The sequence below is a fragment of the Beijerinckia sp. 28-YEA-48 genome, from assembly GCF_900104955.1.
GTDB lineage: Bacteria > Pseudomonadota > Alphaproteobacteria > Rhizobiales > Beijerinckiaceae > Terripilifer.
Genome location: NZ_FNSI01000001.1, coordinates 5,081,297 through 5,097,206, shown reverse-complemented (window position 1 = coordinate 5,097,206; position 15,910 = coordinate 5,081,297). Strand labels below are relative to the sequence as shown.

Genomic DNA, 15,910 nt, shown 5'->3' with positions numbered 1-15,910 from the left:
TTGACTACACGCGGCGATCGACGAAGCGCGGCGCCTTGATGCTGGCTTCAAACGCGCTGGCCAAGCTGCCCGCCGGCAGAACCTCCACCTCCGGCGACACTTCGAAGCTGCTTTTGACCAGCCGCGCCACATCCGAACTGGCCTGAACATTATCCATGCCGCGCCGCACTTCGATCAACAGTTTGAGATTCTCCCGGCCGGATTTTTCGTCGGTCAGCAGCAGCGCCTGAAAGTCATTGATGGCGCCATTGCGAAACATCAGATCCTCGAACTCCGCGTGATTGACGTTGACGCCTCTTATCTTGAAGAAGCCGGTCGTGCGATTGGCGTGCCGGATCATCGGGAAGACATCGGCCCACGGCCCTGAGCCCCGGGATTGCGGAATGAATCGCACCATGTCGCCCGAATTCCAGCGCAGGAACGGCGTGGCGTTGTTCGTCCAAAGCGGTGTCACACAGAGCGTGCCGACCTCGCCGTCCGGCACGGGAATCCCAGTCTCCACATCGACGACCTCGACATAATAGAGATCCGTCCAGACGTGGATACCATCATGCGCGCTGTTCTCGGCGCCCATCAGCCCGGCTTCGCTCATACCGAAAACGTCGAAAACCTCCGCACCCCAGGTTCTGCCTATCTTTTCACGCTTGGCATCCGACAATGTCTCGGCCGTACACACCACTTTCTTCACTGAACTCTTAGCCAGGTCGATGCCCTTGGCATCGGCGAGATTGGCGAGATGCAGCGCGAAACTGCTCATGCCCATGAAGACGGTCGGCTTCAGCGTCTCGATCAGATTGAGCTGCACCTCGGACGGACAGGAATTGCCCGCCCCCACCCAGATCATCCCGACATCGAACAATTGCGCGCTGCGCGCCCAAACCTGGCCGGCGGGATGGACGCCCATGGGAAAAGAGATATGGCAAAGATCGCCCTTGCCGATGCCCATGCAGGGAAACGAGCGGCCCCATGACAACAGCGCGTAGCGGATATCCTCGGCCGTGCGCGGATAAAAGACGGGACGTCCAGTCGAGCCGCCAGAGCGCCAGTATTCGGCGACTTCGGTCGCTGGCGCGGTGCAGAAGTTATCAAGGAACGCGGCATGGTCGAGCTGTCGCAGAACATCCTTGTCGAGAATGGGGATCTTCTGCCACTCCAAGGGATCGTCGAGCTTTTCGGGATCGATATGATCCAGCTTCTTGCGATACCACTTGGCCGCCTTCGCCCGCGCGAAAGCCACTTTCTTACGCTCGCTTTGCAGAGCGGCAATCTCGGCGCGCGACTTCGGCAGGGAAAGCGGAAACTGCATCAAATATCGTCCTGATGGCCTGAAACGCAGGCTAGGGAGTGTGGCCTCCCCGGCACTAGCCCACCGGCGCAAGCGCCAGCCGAAGAATGCAATAAAGCCTTGTCCCATAGGCTTTTGGCTCTCGAGCGCGGATATGCCGCTAGCCCACCCCTGATCTTGAACCCCTCCCCATTCCCTGCTTGAATGTCTTGCGATTGGCGCTCACTCCATGAAGCAGCCCTCATGATCGAGACATTGGGACGGAAATCCGACGCCTTCGAAACCAGAGACCCGGAGATGGCCCGCGCCCATCTGTCGGGGGCTTTCCGTTCGCACAGGCTCGACTTTCGCAGCCCCAATCATCAGCTGACGATGGAACACCGCACGGTTGCCTGCGGCAGCGTTTCCTTTCACCGCCTGAAGTATGGCGGCGATGTCAGGATGAGCTCATCGGAGATGGATCGGTTCTATCTGTTTCAATTAGCGCGGAAAGGCTCGTTTCAGATCTGGCGTAATCGCAGCGCCACCACCGTACTGGAGAGAACGGCCTACGCCGTCAATGCGCGTGAAACATTCGCCAAAGACTGGGCCTCGGATGGTGAACAGCTGATCTTGCGCGTTGAACGCACGGCCATCGCCAAACACTTGCAAAGCCTGCTGGCCTCGGGCGAAGGCGACGAGGTCGAATTTCGCTCATCCGCCACCGAGAACGCCGGCCAAATCCTGGCGACCATGTATGACTATGTCGCCGCCATATCCGATCGGCCGGCTCGGTTTCGCAGTCAGGTCGAAGAGATGATCCTGTCGACCATCATCGCGACATTTCCCAACAATTACACCGACACTCTGGAAAGGCCGCAGAAAACCTGCGCGCCCTATTACATCCACCGTGTCGAAGAGGCGATTGAGGCCGATCCCAGGGCGGACTTTCCTTTGCACGACATGATCGAGATATCAGGCGTCAGCGCGCGCACGCTCTATTACGGCTTCCGGCAATTTCGCGACACCACGCCTCTGAACTATCTGCGCGACCGGAAACTGGATCTGGTCCGGCGGATGCTGTTGGACGCAGACCCCACGCAGACGACGGTGACATCGATCGCCACCGAATGCGGCTTCGCGCATCTGTCGAAATTCGCCGTGCATTTTCGCGAACGCTTCGGCGAGACACCGTCAGCTGTCCTCAAGTTCAAAGGGCGGAAGGCTTAGAAAGCCCTCCCCTCAAATCAATCGCACCTCATTCCGCCGCCTGGCGCACCGCTGACGGCTTGATCCGCGCTGACGCCCGTAATTGCTCATCCTCGGCATTGCTGCGCTCAAACAGCCGCATCGCCTGCTCCTTGCCGGCGAGATAGGGCTTCGGCCAGACCTGCGCGTCATAGCCATAATGGGCCGCCGCGCGCAGGGTGAACTGCGGATCGACCAGATGCGGACGCGCCAGGGCCACCAGATCGGCGCGCCCCGCCGCGACGATGGTGTTCACCTGATCGGGCGTGGTGATATTGCCGACGGTGATGGTGGGAATATCGACCTCGCTGCGGATCGCATCGGAAAATGGCGTCTGGAACATACGGCCATAGACCGGCTTCGCCTCCATCGAGGTCTGCCCCGCCGAGACATCGAGAATATCGACGCCACGGCCCTTCAACAGGCGGGCGATCTCAATCGCGTCGTCGATATCAAGACCACGGCCCGCCACCCAATCGGTCGCCGAGATGCGAACGGAAAGTGGTTTGTCGGCCCAGACCTCGCGCACGGCATCGAACACTTCAAGGGGGAAGCGCATACGCTTCTCCGGGCTGCCGCCATATTCATCCACGCGCTGATTGCTCAGAGGCGAGATAAAACTCGAAAGCAGATAGCCGTGAGCCATATGCAGTTCGAGCATATCGAAACCGGCTGCCTGCGCCAGACGCGCCGCGCGCACGAAAGCCTGCCGGACCTCCGTCATTTCAGCGCGGCTGATCTCGGTCGGCTCCTGGCTTTCCTTCCTGAACTTCAGTGGCGAAGCGGACACGATCGGCCAATTGCCGTCGCCGCGCAGCGGCAAGTCCATGCCCTCCCAGGCCAGCCGCGTCGAGCCTTTGCGCCCGGCATGGCCGATCTGCAGACAGAACTTGGCGTGGCTCTGCCGGTGCACGAAATCGCAGATGCGCCGCCAGGCGGCGAGCTGCACGTCGTTATAGAGCCCCGGGCAGGCCGGCGTGATCCGCGCCTCTTCCGATACCGAGGTCATCTCGGCAAAGACCAAGCCGGCGCCCCCCATCGCCAGCCGCCCAAGATGCGCCAGATGGAAATCGCCCGGCACGCCGCCAGGCTCGGCGCTGTACATATTCATCGGCGAGACAACGACGCGATTGTCGATGGCCATGTCACGCAGACGAAACGGCGTGAACATCGGTGGTGGCGAACGATCCGGCGCGATATCAACTCCTTGCTCGCGGCGCACTTTTTCGCCCCACCATTGATCGACCTTGGCGACAAAGGCGCCGTCGCGACGTTTCAGGTTTTCATAGGTAATCTGCTTCGAACGCGACAGTAGGCTGAACGCCATCTGCATCGGCTCGAGTTTCCAGAAGCGCTCTGGCTTCTCGAACCAGGTCAGACTGACATCGGCCGCGTGCTGCGTCTTCTCGACGTCTTCGCGACGGGTGCGCTCGAAATGTTCAAGCGCCGTCTGAACGGTCTCCCCATGCGCGAAGGCATCGGCCAAAGCGATCGCATCTTCCATCGCCAGTTTCGTGCCCGAGCCAATGGAATAATGCGCGGTGTGCAGAGCGTCGCCGAGCAGAACGATGTTCTTGTGGAACCACCGCTCGTTCTTGATCATCGGAAAATTGCGCCAGATCGATCGATTGGTCAGCAGGCGATGGCCATCCAGAAGATCAGCGAACAGTTTCTCCAGATAGGCGACCGTCTCCGCCTCGCTCGCCTGATCGAGCCCGGCCCGCAGCCACGTCGCCTCGTCGCATTCCGGCACCCACGTACTCATGCCGGCTTCATAGCCATAGGCACCGAGAATCCAGATGCCATGTTCGTTCTCGCGGAAGGCAAAAGTGAATGCCGACAGCGGCTTCGTGCTTCCCAGCCAGCAGAACTTGTTATGACGCCAGTCGATTTCGGGGCGGAAATGTTCCTGATAGCGTTCCCGGATCGCACTGTTGATCCCGTCAGCTGCGACAATCACGTCGGCGTCGGCCAGCGTGGAGAGATCGGTGACGTCGGCGCTGAAGTTCAGCTTCACGCCCAGGTCACGGGCGCGATCTTGAAGGATCAGCAGCAGTTTCCGACGCCCCAGGCCACAGAACCCATGTCCATCCGAACGGATCACCTGCCCCTTCACATGGGTATCGATTTCCCCCCAATAGATGAAGGCACTGGTGATCGCCTCGTAGCTTTCCTTGTCCCTCGCCTCGAAATTGCCGAGCGTTTCATCGGAAAAGACCACCCCGAAGCCAAAGGTGTCGTCGGCCCGGTTGCGCTCATAGACCGTGATGTCGCAGGCAGGATTGGCCTTTTTCATCAAGATCGAAAAATACAACCCGCCAGGCCCACCCCCGACCACGGCAAATTTGAGCGGCTTCATGTCCGGCCTCGTCGCGATGTCCCAAAACCCCAGTGGTCAGAAACCTACGAACGAGCGCCGCGCTGTCATCTGCAACGTGCGACTGACCGGGCGAATTCTGCAGCCCGGTGACATCGGTTGCATTCTCAGGACAAACCTATTGTTTGCGCAGCGACTTGAAATCAGCGCGCAGGCGACGCGCCGCGACCGCCACCTGTTTACGCAACCAGCGGGTCGTGCGTTTCTTCACATCCTTGCGCACCGCGCCCACATGGGCCGTGTCACCGGCGTGGCAGGCGGCGAGTTCGCGCCCCATCATCTCCAGCAATTCAAGATCGAGCAGTTCCGCCGGCGAGCGCTTCGCCTCGATCTTGCGGCTGTTGGGGCCGAGGCGACGCACGACGATCGCCTCCGTGACATGATAATTCGGATCGGGGGCGCGATGAGCGCCGCCGGCAATCCGCCCGCTCATGATGGCGGCTTCCGGGGAGCCGCTGAAACCCCAGGCCGAGGCGCACAGCATTTTCGATTCGCGCAGCACGATGCCGCCGCGCCACTCGCCCCAGGCGACGAAGCGCGGGCGGCCGAGACTGCCGGTGCCCGCAACACGCCGGGCAAAGTGCAGCTTCATCTGCGGATCGGGCATGGCCGCGCGCAGCGCTTTGAGATGTTTCGGCAGCACCTGGCTTGCCGGGATCGGCTTGTCGAAACAGGCCGCCTGCATCTTCACCCAATATTTGCGTCGTTCGAGCGGCGACAGATAGAGCGCTTCACGCAGCTTGTCGCATTCGCGTTCCAGAATCGTCGGCTGCGGATCGGCGATGCCGCTCTTGTAGCCTTTCAAAACACGGGCGCAGATATCCTTGGCCGTCGGCGTTTCGCCCTTGCGCGCCAATGTCGCGCTGAGCGACAGGCGCACCAGATCGAGCGCATAGGGCATGATCGCGGCTTCATCGAAATCGTTGACGCCCCAGGTCATGCGGCTGTCGGCATCGCGCCACGCGCCGTAGTTTTCAAGATGGATGTCGCCGACGGCGAGAATAGACGGCAGGGCCGCGAGTTCCGGCGCATCGATCAGGATCGTCTCGGCGAACCGCCAATAGGTGCCGCGCAAAAAAGAAAAAGCGTTCTCGCTGATTTTCTGGCGTTTCCACGTCATGTCGGCGGCGACAAAATTTTTGCCCGCCCGTTTGCGCAGCCAACTTTCATAAGCCTTTGACGATTGCTTGAATGGTGGAACTTCAACGGGTTTCATATGCTTGTCAGCCATGCAGCGCCCCCAAAAGAGCCCGCCAGACCAAGGCGGGAACCATGCAAGGCAGTGTCCCGCCTTGTCATCATCAAGGTAGAGTCCTATCGTGAGCCGAGGGAACCGTCCCGTTCTTGGACGCCCTTTAACGGCCTCTTTACCATGATAACCGAGTCTGTGGCCTACGTTGGCGGCCGTAGCCAGCGCACAGGGGCGAAATGAGTTCTATTATACTGATTGCAGACGATGATCCGGTGCAGCGCCGTCTTCTCGAAGCGATGGTGCGGCGATTTGGATACGAGGTTGAGTCGGTGGACGGCGGCGAAGCCGCCCTGGCGCGCCTTGAAGCGACGGACAAACCCGCGCTGTCCATGGTCATCCTCGATCTCGTCATGCCTGATCTCGACGGCATGGGCGTGCTCGGCAAATTGCGCGAGCGCAAGATCAGCACACCCGTCATCGTGCAGACCGCCCATGGCTCGATCGAAGCGGTGATCTCGGCCATGCGCGCTGGCGCCGTCGATTTCGTCGTCAAACCGGTCGGCGCCGAGCGTCTGCAAATTTCGATCAAGAACGCCCTGCGCGCCGATGCTCTGGAAGACGAAATCCGGCGCATGAATCGTAAGGCCAACGGCACGTTGGGCCTGAAAGACATCGCCACCCGCTCGCCGGAAATGGAACGCATCATCCGGCTCGGCGAACGGGCCGCCAAATCCACCATTCCCGTCCTCATTGAAGGCGAGTCCGGCGTCGGTAAGGAACTGATCGCCCGCGCTATTCAAGGTGCTTCCGATCGACGCGGCAAAGCCTTCGTCACCGTCAACTGCGGCGCGCTGCCGGAAAATCTGGTCGAGTCCATTCTCTTCGGCCATGAGAAGGGCGCCTTCACTGGCGCCACTGAAAAGCACACCGGCAAATTCCTGGAAGCCAATGGCGGCACCCTGTTCCTGGACGAGGTCGGCGAACTGCCGCTCGAAACCCAGGTGAAACTGCTGCGCGCCCTGCAAGAGGGCGAGATCGATCCGGTCGGCGGCAAACGCTCGATCAAGGTCGATATCCGGCTGATTTCGGCCACCAATCAGAACCTGATCGAATTGGTGAAACGCGGCGCCTTCCGCGAGGATCTCTACTATCGCCTGAACGTCTTCCCGATCTCGATTCCGCCGCTGCGCTCGCGCCGCGACGACATCCCCGATCTCGCCCGCCGCTTCACCGCGCGCTTTGCAGCAGAAGAAGGCCGCAAGCTACGCGGGATGAGTTCCGAGGCCGTGTCGTTGCTGACCCGCTACAACTGGCCGGGCAATGTCCGCCAGCTTGAAAACGCTGTCTTCCGCGCCGTGGTTCTGGCGGAAGGCGACGAACTGACCGTGGCGGAGTTTCCGCAGATCGCCGCGCAGGTCGATGGCTTCGACGTCCGCATTCCCCCCGCGCCCGCCGCCGCCCCGCTGACGACGCAGAAGGAAATCGTCCGCATCGAAGTGCGTGATCCCAACGTGCTGCGCCTGCTCGACGAGAACGGCAATGTCCGCCGACTCGAGGACATGGAAGCCGAATCGATTCGATTCGCTCTCGCCCATTATCGCGGGCAAATGTCGGAAATGGCCCGCCGCCTCGGCATCGGTCGCTCAACCCTTTATCGCAAGATGAAGGACTACGGGCTGAACGATCCCAACGAGGGCATGGAAACCGACGAAGTCGCCTAAAACCAAGGCAAGACACCGCCGCGAGCGTGGGATTTCTGCAACGCTCGTGTGTGATCGCGCACGGACCACGCCGCGTGCCTAGGCATAATGTGGATCGTCACGTAAATCTTACACGTTGCGGCCCGCCTGCCGGCGGCAGTGCCGTAACCACGGGCGGGGACGATGCTGAAATCTATCAGAACCAGAATGCTACACGGCACGGCCCTGCTGGCCGCGACCCTTGTTTTCAGCGCCCCCATCGCACCGAGCCAAGCGCAAGAGACCGGCTCCGTTCCCGACGTTGCCGTGAGCGCGCCCCTGCCGCCAGACGCGGCCTTGAGCGCCGATGTGCAGGCGCCGGTCCAAGCGCCGACCGCAGCACAGGCCACACCGCACAGCGCTCCGCCGGCCGAACTTCCGGTCATCGTCGAGCTGCCGCCTGAAGCACCGCTCCATCTTGGCCCCGAGCCGACGACCACCGTCGCCGCGCCGGCTCAACCGACCGAAGACAAACAAGCCGCTGAAAAGCCAGCGCAGGAACAGCAGCCCCAGCCGCAACAAGCTCAGACGCCGCCGCAGGTTGACCAGCAGGCCAACGAACAAGCCAAAGACTTGGCCAGCAACTTGGCCAACGAACTGGCCTTGCGTGAACGTATCCGCCAGGCGGCCGCAGCCCTCGTCGAAGCCGAGCCGGCCCGCACGGCGAAAGCCCAGCGCCGCGAGCGCGAGGCTGTCGCCGCCTTCTATGCGGCGCGCGACAATGCCCCCCTGTGGACCGATGGCAAGGCCTTGACCAAGGCCGGCGCGAGCCTCGTCGCCCGCCTCGATCGGGCCAACGAAGATGGACTTGATCTCGTCGATTTCCGCGGCGTCCCGACCATCGCCAATGATGACCAGGCAGCGGCCACCGAACTGGCCCTGACCACGGCGGCGGTGACCTATGCCCTGCAGGCACGTGGCGCGCGCATCGACCCGCGCACCATCGGCCTGATCACCGCCAAACCCGAGATTCCCGACGTTGCCACCATCCTCGCCACGCTCGCTTCGGCCGGCGTCCAAGACGGACGCGACGTCGGCGAACAGCTGGCCGCATTCAACCCGCCGCAGCCTGGCTATCGGGCGCTACGCGCCAAGCTGGCCGAACTGCGCCGCGAACATCCAGCCATCGCCAGCCAACGCATTGGCCCCGGCCCGGTTTTGCGCGTCGGTATGAAGGACCAGCGCGTGCCGCTGCTGCGCGCCCGCCTCGGTGTCGACGCCGAAAGCGAAACCGATCCGATGCTCTACGACGTGCGCGTTGCCAGCGCCGTCGCCGATTTCAACCGCGCCAACGGCCTCCCGGCCGTCAACACGCTGACGTCGCGCACCATCGCCAAACTGTCGGGCGGCGAGCCGCTGCGGCTTGAAGCAGAACTGCTATCGAACATGGAGTTCTGGCGCTGGATGCCACGCGACATGGGTGAGACGCGCATCGAGGTGAACATCCCCGACTACCAGGTGAAGGTGACGCGCGGCAGCGAAGTCATTCACACCGCCCGCGTGGTCGTCGGCAAGCCGCAAACGCCGACCCCGGTGTTCTCCCATGCGATGCAGCACCTCATCGTCAATCCCTATTGGAACGTGCCGGTGTCCATCATCAAGAAAGAGATGATGCCGGGCTATGCCAAGGATCCGAGCTATTTCCAGCGGCGCGGCTATGAAGTGACGCAAACGCGCGGTGGCCAGCTGGTGGTGCGCCAGCCGCCCGGCGAGCGCAATGCGCTCGGCCGCATCAAATTCATGTTCCCCAACGAACATGCGGTCTATCTGCACGACACGCCCTCGCGCGGCCTGTTCGCCAATGCGCGCCGCGCCTACAGCCACGGCTGCGTCCGCGTCGACCAGCCCTTCCGCCTCGCCGAAGTGGTGCTGGGCAAAGAGAATGGCTGGAGCGAACAGAAAGTGCGCGCCATGGTCGGCGGTAACGAGCGCCTGGTGAATCTGCCGCAACAGATTCCGATCCACATCGAATATTTCACCGCCTTCGTCGATGAAGACGGCAAGGTGCAATTGCGCGAAGACATTTACGGCTATTCGCGCAAGGTGCAGACCGCGCTCGGGTTGTAACGCCAAATCTGGCTCTTGGTGTCATCCTGGATCGCACCTGCGGTGCGTCTGGGATGATACAGAGGCTGCTACTCTAATTCCGCTCGACGAAAGACTTGTATTCGGCGATCACCTCCGGCGATAAACCCGAGATCACCTTCGACAAATAGGCCGTCAGCGCCTCGCCATCATTGGGCGCCCCGACATCGAAATTGCGGCGGCGCGCTTCTTCTTGATAGGCCGGGTCGCGGACCATGCGGCCATAGGCATCGCGCAGGGTTTTCGTCTGCGCCGGCGCCAGGCCGGGTGGCCCGATCAACGCCAGCCCCAGCCGCATCGGCGTCGTCAGCAGGCCAACAAGTTCGCGTTCGCGCGGATCGTTCAGCAATGTATCGATCGTCGGCAGGCCGGGCTCCGTCTCGAAGGTCTGAAACAACGGCAGCACCAGCCCCGAGGCAATCATATCGGCGCGTATGCTGGCGCGATCAGAGAAGATTGCTTCCGTCTCGCCGCGTTCAAGTGACAGAACGGCGGGCGCCATGCCCGGATAGCCACGCACCACTTTGAACGGAAACTTTTCATAGCGCGCCAGAATTTCCGGCACGATCGAGTTGGAGGTGGTCGCGCCAGAGCCCGCGACATTGATCTCGCGCGTCAACGTTTTCAGATCGGCGGCCGATTTGAGACCGGATGTGTTGCGGGCCCAGAAGATGAAATTGGTGCTGGCGGCGCTGCCGATCCAGGTGAAGCGACGCACGTCGTAACGCGCAATCTTGTCATCGCCAATCGGCGCCAACACGAAACCGGCGCGGCCTGGCATGCCCAAGGTCAATCCATCGGCGGTGGTCGATGCATAGAGATAATTGCCCAGGGTGACACCACCGGCACCCGGCATATTGCGCGGCTGAATCTGCGGTTCGCCGGGAATGAAGCGGCTGAGAAACTGCGCCACCAAGCGCATTTCATTGTCGATGCCGCCACCCGGCGGCTGGCCGGCATAGAGCAGAATGGTCTTGCCAGCATAAAAATCCTGCGCCTGCGCCGGTCGCGGCGGTGACAGCCAACAGGCGATCACAGCCAATGATGCGACAACGACTTTCACGCCTGAACGCGCGATCATGCACCCTCCCCAATTGATCTTTTTGTTATCTGTCGGTCAGTTTCAGTTCGATACGGCGGTTACGGCGCAGCGCCTCCTCGCTGTCGCCTGGATCGATGGGCTGGAATTCACCAAAGCCCGCGGCCGCCAACCGTTGCGGCGACACGCCCTTGCTGACCAGATATTGCACGACGGCAATGGCGCGACTGGCCGATAGATCCCAGTTCGATTTGTAAGCGCCACCGCTGATCGGCCGTTTGTCGGTATGGCCATCGACCCGCATCACCCACGGCAGTTCCGGCGGGATCTCACGTTCAAGATCAGCCATCGCCGTCGCCAGCTTGTCCAGTTCGGCATGGCCCTGCGGACTGATCTCCGCCTTGCCCGTATCGAACAGCACTTCCGATTCGAAAACGAAACGGTCGCCGACCGTGCGGATGCCCGGCCGATTGCCCAAGATCTCTTTCAGCCGGCCGAAGAAGTCGGAACGGTAGCGCGCCAGTTCCTGCACCTTCTGCGCCAGGGCCACATTGAGACGCGACCCCAGATCAGCGATGCGCGCCTGCGAGTCGCGATCGCGTTGTTCCGACGCATTGAGCGCGTCCTCCAGCGCCGACAATTGCCGACGCAGGGCCGCGATCTGCTGATTGAGAATATCGACCTGCGCCGCCGCGCGCGCCGAAAGCTGCCGCTCGGCATCAAGCGCCTGTTGCGCGCTGGCCGCCGCATCGCCGGTCGTTCCCGCATTGGCCGCGCCGGCATCGAGCAAGCCCTGCAAGCGGGCACGCTCGCGTTGCGCCGTGTCGAGCGTCGCCGTCAGAGTGTTGAGATTGGCCTGCGCATCGACACGCCCCGCTCGCTCCAGCGCCAGCAACGACGTCAGCTCCTCGATCTGCCGATTCAATTTGACGAGCGCATTGTCCTTGCCCGTCACTTCGCGCGACAGGAAGTACTGGCCCAGCATGAACACCGACAGAAGGAAGATGATGGCCAGGAGCATCGTCGACAGCGCGTCGACGAAACCGGGCCAGTAATCAAAGCCGCCGCGACGGCGCGAGCGGAGGTAAGCCATCAGTGGCGCTCCGGCTCCGACGACAGCCGCTCGAGCAGTTTCTTGATCTCGCGCTGCTGTTCGGCCTGCGCTTCCACCCAGTCGCGGATCATCTGCTGCTCGCCACGCATATGCTTGACGAGCCCTTGGATGCCTTCGGCCAGATTGGCCATGGCAGCGGTGGCCGCGCGCGAACCGGCGGGATCACCCAGTTTGGCGAGCGACGCCGCGAGATCGGGCGGCAGGCCGGCCATCGCCTGCGCCGTCCCGTCACCCGCACTAGCCGAAAGAGAATCTTCAAGCTCCGTATAGAAGCGGTTCTGCGCCTGGCCGCCCTGCAGATCGAGAAAGCCGAGGACAAGCGAACCGGCAAGGCCGAACAGCGACGAAGTGAAGGAGATCGACATGCCGGCGATCGGCGCCGACAGACCATTCTTCAATTCGTCGAACATCAAGGTCGCATCGCTGCCGCCCTGCATCGACTTGATGACATTGCCAATGGAACCGACGGTTTCGAGCAGCCCCCAGAACGTGCCGAGCAGGCCGAGAAACACCAGGAGGCCGGTGAGATAACGGGCAATCTCACGCGATTCATCAAGGCGTGCACCGACTGAATCAAGAATGACGCGCAGCATCTGGGTGGTGATCGGCAAGGAATGATCTTTACCACCGATCATTTTCGCCATCGGCGCCAGCAGCACGGGCGGGCGCGCCTGCGCCGCGTTGCCGGTCTGATAGGCATTGACCCAGCGCACCTCGCGCCGCAGCCGCCAAGCCTGGCGGATCGTCAGCACGATGCCAATGGCGAGCACGCCCAGGATCAGTGCGTTGAGCCCTGGATTGGCCATGAAGGCCGATAAAATTTGACGATAGAGGATCAGCGCGACGAAACCGACGAGCGCCAGGAAAACGATCATGCGCAGCAGGTAAATGCTGGGCGCGGACAGTTTACGCGTGTCGTTCTCGGTCGCCATATGTCTCCATCCTCCAGACGACGCGTCGGGAATCGCAAGGCGCCCCACAGACGTGTCAGAGAACGTCAGAAACCGCGTCCGATCAAGCCCACGGTGATGATAGAGCCATCAGTTTGTGTCGTCGCGGCGAAAGTGCGGCAAGAGCATGTGCGGTTTGATGGAACCATCAAACACTGCAAAACGCGTCAAAACAGAGATGCCAGGCGAAATCGCGCTTCTCGAAACGCGATTTGCTTTAGATTTCGGAAAGTTAGGCCTTGTTGATCAGGCCCAGAAGCTGCCGCTGCATGAACTCGTTGCCGGCGCAGATGGAACCTTTGCCCAGCATGTCGCTGCCGCCATCCGCATCGGTCAGGAAACCGCCGGCTTCACGCACCAGCACGATCCCGGCCGCGATGTCCCACGCTTGCAGATTGCGCTCCCAGAAGCCGTCGAGCCGGCCAGCGGCGACAAAGGCGAGGTCGAGCGCGGCGGCGCCCAGCCGGCGGACGTTGTGCACGCGCGCCATCACGGACGACAGTTCCGCCTTGAACTTCGGATGCGCCTCAGCCTTGCCGAGATGCGGAATCCCCGTGCCCATCAGGGCCTCGGAAATGTCGGACCGGGCGGCGACCCGCAGGCGGCGGTTGTTGTACCAGGCGCCCTGGCCCTTTTCGGCGACGAACATATCGTCGGTGATCGGATTGTAGACGAGGCCGGCGACGAGCTGGCCCTCGCGCTCCAGCGCCACGGAAATGGCGAACAGCGGCAGGCCATGCAGGAAATTGGTCGTGCCGTCGAGCGGATCGATGATCCAGCGGTGTGTCGTGTCGCTGCCGATGATCTCGCCGGACTCTTCCATCAGGAAGCTGTAGCCCGGCCGCGCCTTGGCCAACTCGTCCCGCAGTATCCGTTCGGCCTTTCGATCGGCGGCGGTGACGAAATCCCCGGGGCCCTTCACCGAGACCTGCAGGTTCTCGACTTCGCCAAAATCGCGTTTGAGGCCGCGGCCCGCCTTCACGGCGGCGGCGGTCATCACATTCATCAAAGCGGAGCGGATCATATCGAGAAAACGCCGATCAAGGTGTGGTTAAGGGGTTTTGGCCGGCTACGGCCTGCCCGGCGACGGGCTGAGATGGTCAGAAGAGGCCGATGTCTGCCCGCGCCACCGGGTCAGGTCAAGTCATTTGCCAGAAATCATTTGCCAAGGAAACGCTGGATCGCCTCTTCCACGGCCGTTTTCTGGCCCTGGGACAGGGTCCGGAGCTTTTCCTCGAGCCAATCGTCCGGCAAACCATTCGCCCGCGCCAGCACGTGCCATTTCATCGCTTCGACCAGATCCGGCTTGACGCCGCGCCCGACCACGTAAAGCCGCGCCAGCCGGTTCTGCGCCACCGGATTGTTAAGGGAAGCCGCCCGGATGAAATATTTGGCCGCTTCTTCCTCGTTTTTCTCGGTGCCGGTGCCGTTGAACAGGGCGATGGCATAGTCGACCATGGCCGGAACGAGCTTTTCGTCGGCGGCCCGGCGCAGCAATTGCGTCGCCATGGCGCGATCCTGCGGCACGCCCGAACCGTCCTTGTAGAGCATGGAGAGGGCGTAGATCGCCTCGATATTGCCCGCCTCCATGGACCTGCGGAACAGGTCCGCCGCCTTGCGGAAATCCTGAATCTGCCCCTGCATCGACATGACGGCAAGGTTGTAGAGGGCCTCGGACTGGTTCTTCGCCGCCGCCTTCTCGAACAGCGCGCGCGCTTCCTGCGGATCGGCCTTCACGCCCCGGCCTTCGAGATAGGCGAGGCCGAGCGCGAATTGCGCCTGGGAATCACCACGGTCGGCGGCCAGCCGATACCATCGATTGGCCTCTTCCTGGCTCTGCTTCACCGCCAGGCCGTCGCGGTAAAGTTCCGCCACCAGGGCCATGGCCGCCGCGTCATTGCCATTGGCTTCCAGCCGCTTCATCGCCTCCTGCATGGCCGTGACATAGAGGCCGCGCTGATAGGCGCCGAAGGCAAGGTCGACCGGCACCTTGATATAGGGTTCGGCCGGCGCCGGCGCGGAGCTCGGCAGTTTTGTCGGGTCGGGCAAGGCCACCGGCCGGCGCGACGAATCGAACGGCGGATCAAACCGCTCCTGCGCCACGGCAACGCCGGAAAAGGCCACCAGGGCCGCGATAAGAGGCAGTGCGCGCATGGTCACGACACCGCAGCGGTATTGGCCGCCATCATCGCCAAGACGTCATCGATGACCGCGCGCGGGCCGCGCGGATCGTCCCAGACAACCTCGCGCAAGGCGATGAAATCAGCCCCGGCCTCCACCAGCCCCTTCACATCGTCAAGGGAACGGGCATAGGCGACACACGGCACGGTGAAAATCTCCGCCCACCAGCGCACGCGCTCCAAAACAGCGTCGGCGGAGGGCAAATCATCATCGGCGCCTGGTTCGCCGAACATGACGTAATCGACATCAAGTTCGCCGGCGCTCATCGCCTGATGGCGCGTACGCAGACCGCCGGCGCCGACAATACCGCCCTGACCATCCGCGCCGCCTTGGGCGATGCGGGCCTGACGCACCAGGTCGAACAACGCCTGATCGTCATCATTATCGGGATGTTCTAGGTGAACGCCATCGGCGTCGGCCCCGCCAGGGGCTGCCGGATTCGACAGTAGCGCCGCGGCACCTGCCGCCTGACAGGCGGCGATCGCCTGCCGAAGATTTGCGGCATCACCACCGCTGTCATCGATCCGCACACAGGCAATGCCCTCACCGGCCAGCGCGGCAGCCAGCAACGGCTTGAGCGCGCCGGCAACGGGCCGGCGCGGCGTCAACAAATACAGCCTGGTCGGCTCACTCGGCTCAGACATGAAAAACTACCGGATATCGAACATGCACAGGAAGCGTGCCAGGGTAGCACGCATCTGTAGCCAGACATCCGCGCCGA

Annotated in this window: 12 protein-coding genes; 3 read left to right on the top strand and 9 right to left on the bottom strand. The window is 62.2% G+C overall.

Features of this window, described 5'->3' with window-relative positions:
* Window positions 1-4: 4 nt before the first annotated feature.
* On the bottom strand, window positions 5-1,306 hold the full coding sequence (locus BLW50_RS23875) for a phenylacetate--CoA ligase family protein (protein WP_170850324.1): 1,302 nt from the start codon (window positions 1,304-1,306) through the stop codon (window positions 5-7).
* 222 nt (window positions 1,307-1,528) lie between these two features.
* Here BLW50_RS23875 and BLW50_RS23870 point away from each other — a divergent pair, with 222 nt between their 5' ends.
* Window positions 1,529-2,494, top strand: coding sequence for an AraC family transcriptional regulator (locus tag BLW50_RS23870; protein ID WP_170850323.1), 966 nt, complete (start codon window positions 1,529-1,531; stop codon window positions 2,492-2,494).
* Window positions 2,495-2,522: 28 nt separating this feature from the next.
* Here the strand turns inward: BLW50_RS23870 and BLW50_RS23865 are convergent, their stop codons facing one another.
* Together BLW50_RS23865 and BLW50_RS23860 are read right to left on the bottom strand one after the other, a co-directional pair.
* Entirely contained in the window at window positions 2,523-4,871 is a 2,349-nt protein-coding gene (locus BLW50_RS23865) for a bifunctional salicylyl-CoA 5-hydroxylase/oxidoreductase (RefSeq protein WP_090707365.1), read from the bottom strand.
* Window positions 4,872-5,007: 136 nt separating this feature from the next.
* Window positions 5,008-6,120, bottom strand: coding sequence for a DUF2252 family protein (locus BLW50_RS23860; protein WP_090707364.1), 1,113 nt, complete (start codon window positions 6,118-6,120; stop codon window positions 5,008-5,010).
* 197 nt (window positions 6,121-6,317) lie between these two features.
* Here BLW50_RS23860 and BLW50_RS23855 point away from each other — a divergent pair, with 197 nt between their 5' ends.
* Window positions 6,318-7,802 (top strand): sigma-54-dependent transcriptional regulator, encoded by a 1,485-nt coding sequence (locus BLW50_RS23855; RefSeq protein WP_090707363.1) that lies wholly within the window; start codon window positions 6,318-6,320, stop codon window positions 7,800-7,802.
* A 162-nt stretch (window positions 7,803-7,964) separates the two neighbouring features.
* Window positions 7,965-9,887: a L,D-transpeptidase family protein gene (locus tag BLW50_RS23850; protein ID WP_244544367.1), complete on the top strand. Its 1,923-nt coding sequence runs from the start codon at window positions 7,965-7,967 to the stop codon at window positions 9,885-9,887.
* A gap of 73 nt (window positions 9,888-9,960) precedes the next feature.
* Here the strand turns inward: BLW50_RS23850 and BLW50_RS23845 are convergent, their stop codons facing one another.
* The 6 genes from BLW50_RS23845 to BLW50_RS23820 all read right to left on the bottom strand — a co-directional run bounded on the left by BLW50_RS23845 (window position 9,961) and on the right by BLW50_RS23820 (window position 15,833).
* Window positions 9,961-10,986: a Bug family tripartite tricarboxylate transporter substrate binding protein gene (locus BLW50_RS23845; protein WP_090707361.1), complete on the bottom strand. Its 1,026-nt coding sequence runs from the start codon at window positions 10,984-10,986 to the stop codon at window positions 9,961-9,963.
* Between the two features lie 25 nt (window positions 10,987-11,011).
* Entirely contained in the window at window positions 11,012-12,037 is a 1,026-nt protein-coding gene (locus BLW50_RS23840; protein WP_090707360.1) for a peptidoglycan -binding protein, read from the bottom strand.
* The gene (locus tag BLW50_RS23835; RefSeq protein ID WP_090707359.1) at window positions 12,037-12,990 is read right to left on the bottom strand and encodes a flagellar motor protein MotA; all 954 of its coding nucleotides are present in this window, start codon (window positions 12,988-12,990) and stop codon (window positions 12,037-12,039) included. Before BLW50_RS23835 ends, BLW50_RS23840 begins: the two co-directional genes overlap by 1 nt.
* A 250-nt stretch (window positions 12,991-13,240) precedes the next feature.
* Window positions 13,241-14,032, bottom strand: coding sequence for an inositol monophosphatase family protein (locus BLW50_RS23830; RefSeq protein WP_090707358.1), 792 nt, complete (start codon window positions 14,030-14,032; stop codon window positions 13,241-13,243).
* A 134-nt stretch (window positions 14,033-14,166) separates the two neighbouring features.
* Window positions 14,167-15,162: a tetratricopeptide repeat protein gene (locus BLW50_RS23825; RefSeq protein WP_090707357.1), complete on the bottom strand. Its 996-nt coding sequence runs from the start codon at window positions 15,160-15,162 to the stop codon at window positions 14,167-14,169.
* Between the two features lie 2 nt (window positions 15,163-15,164).
* Entirely contained in the window at window positions 15,165-15,833 is a 669-nt protein-coding gene (locus BLW50_RS23820; RefSeq protein WP_090707356.1) for a thiamine phosphate synthase, read from the bottom strand.
* Between the last annotated feature and the right edge of the window lie 77 nt (window positions 15,834-15,910).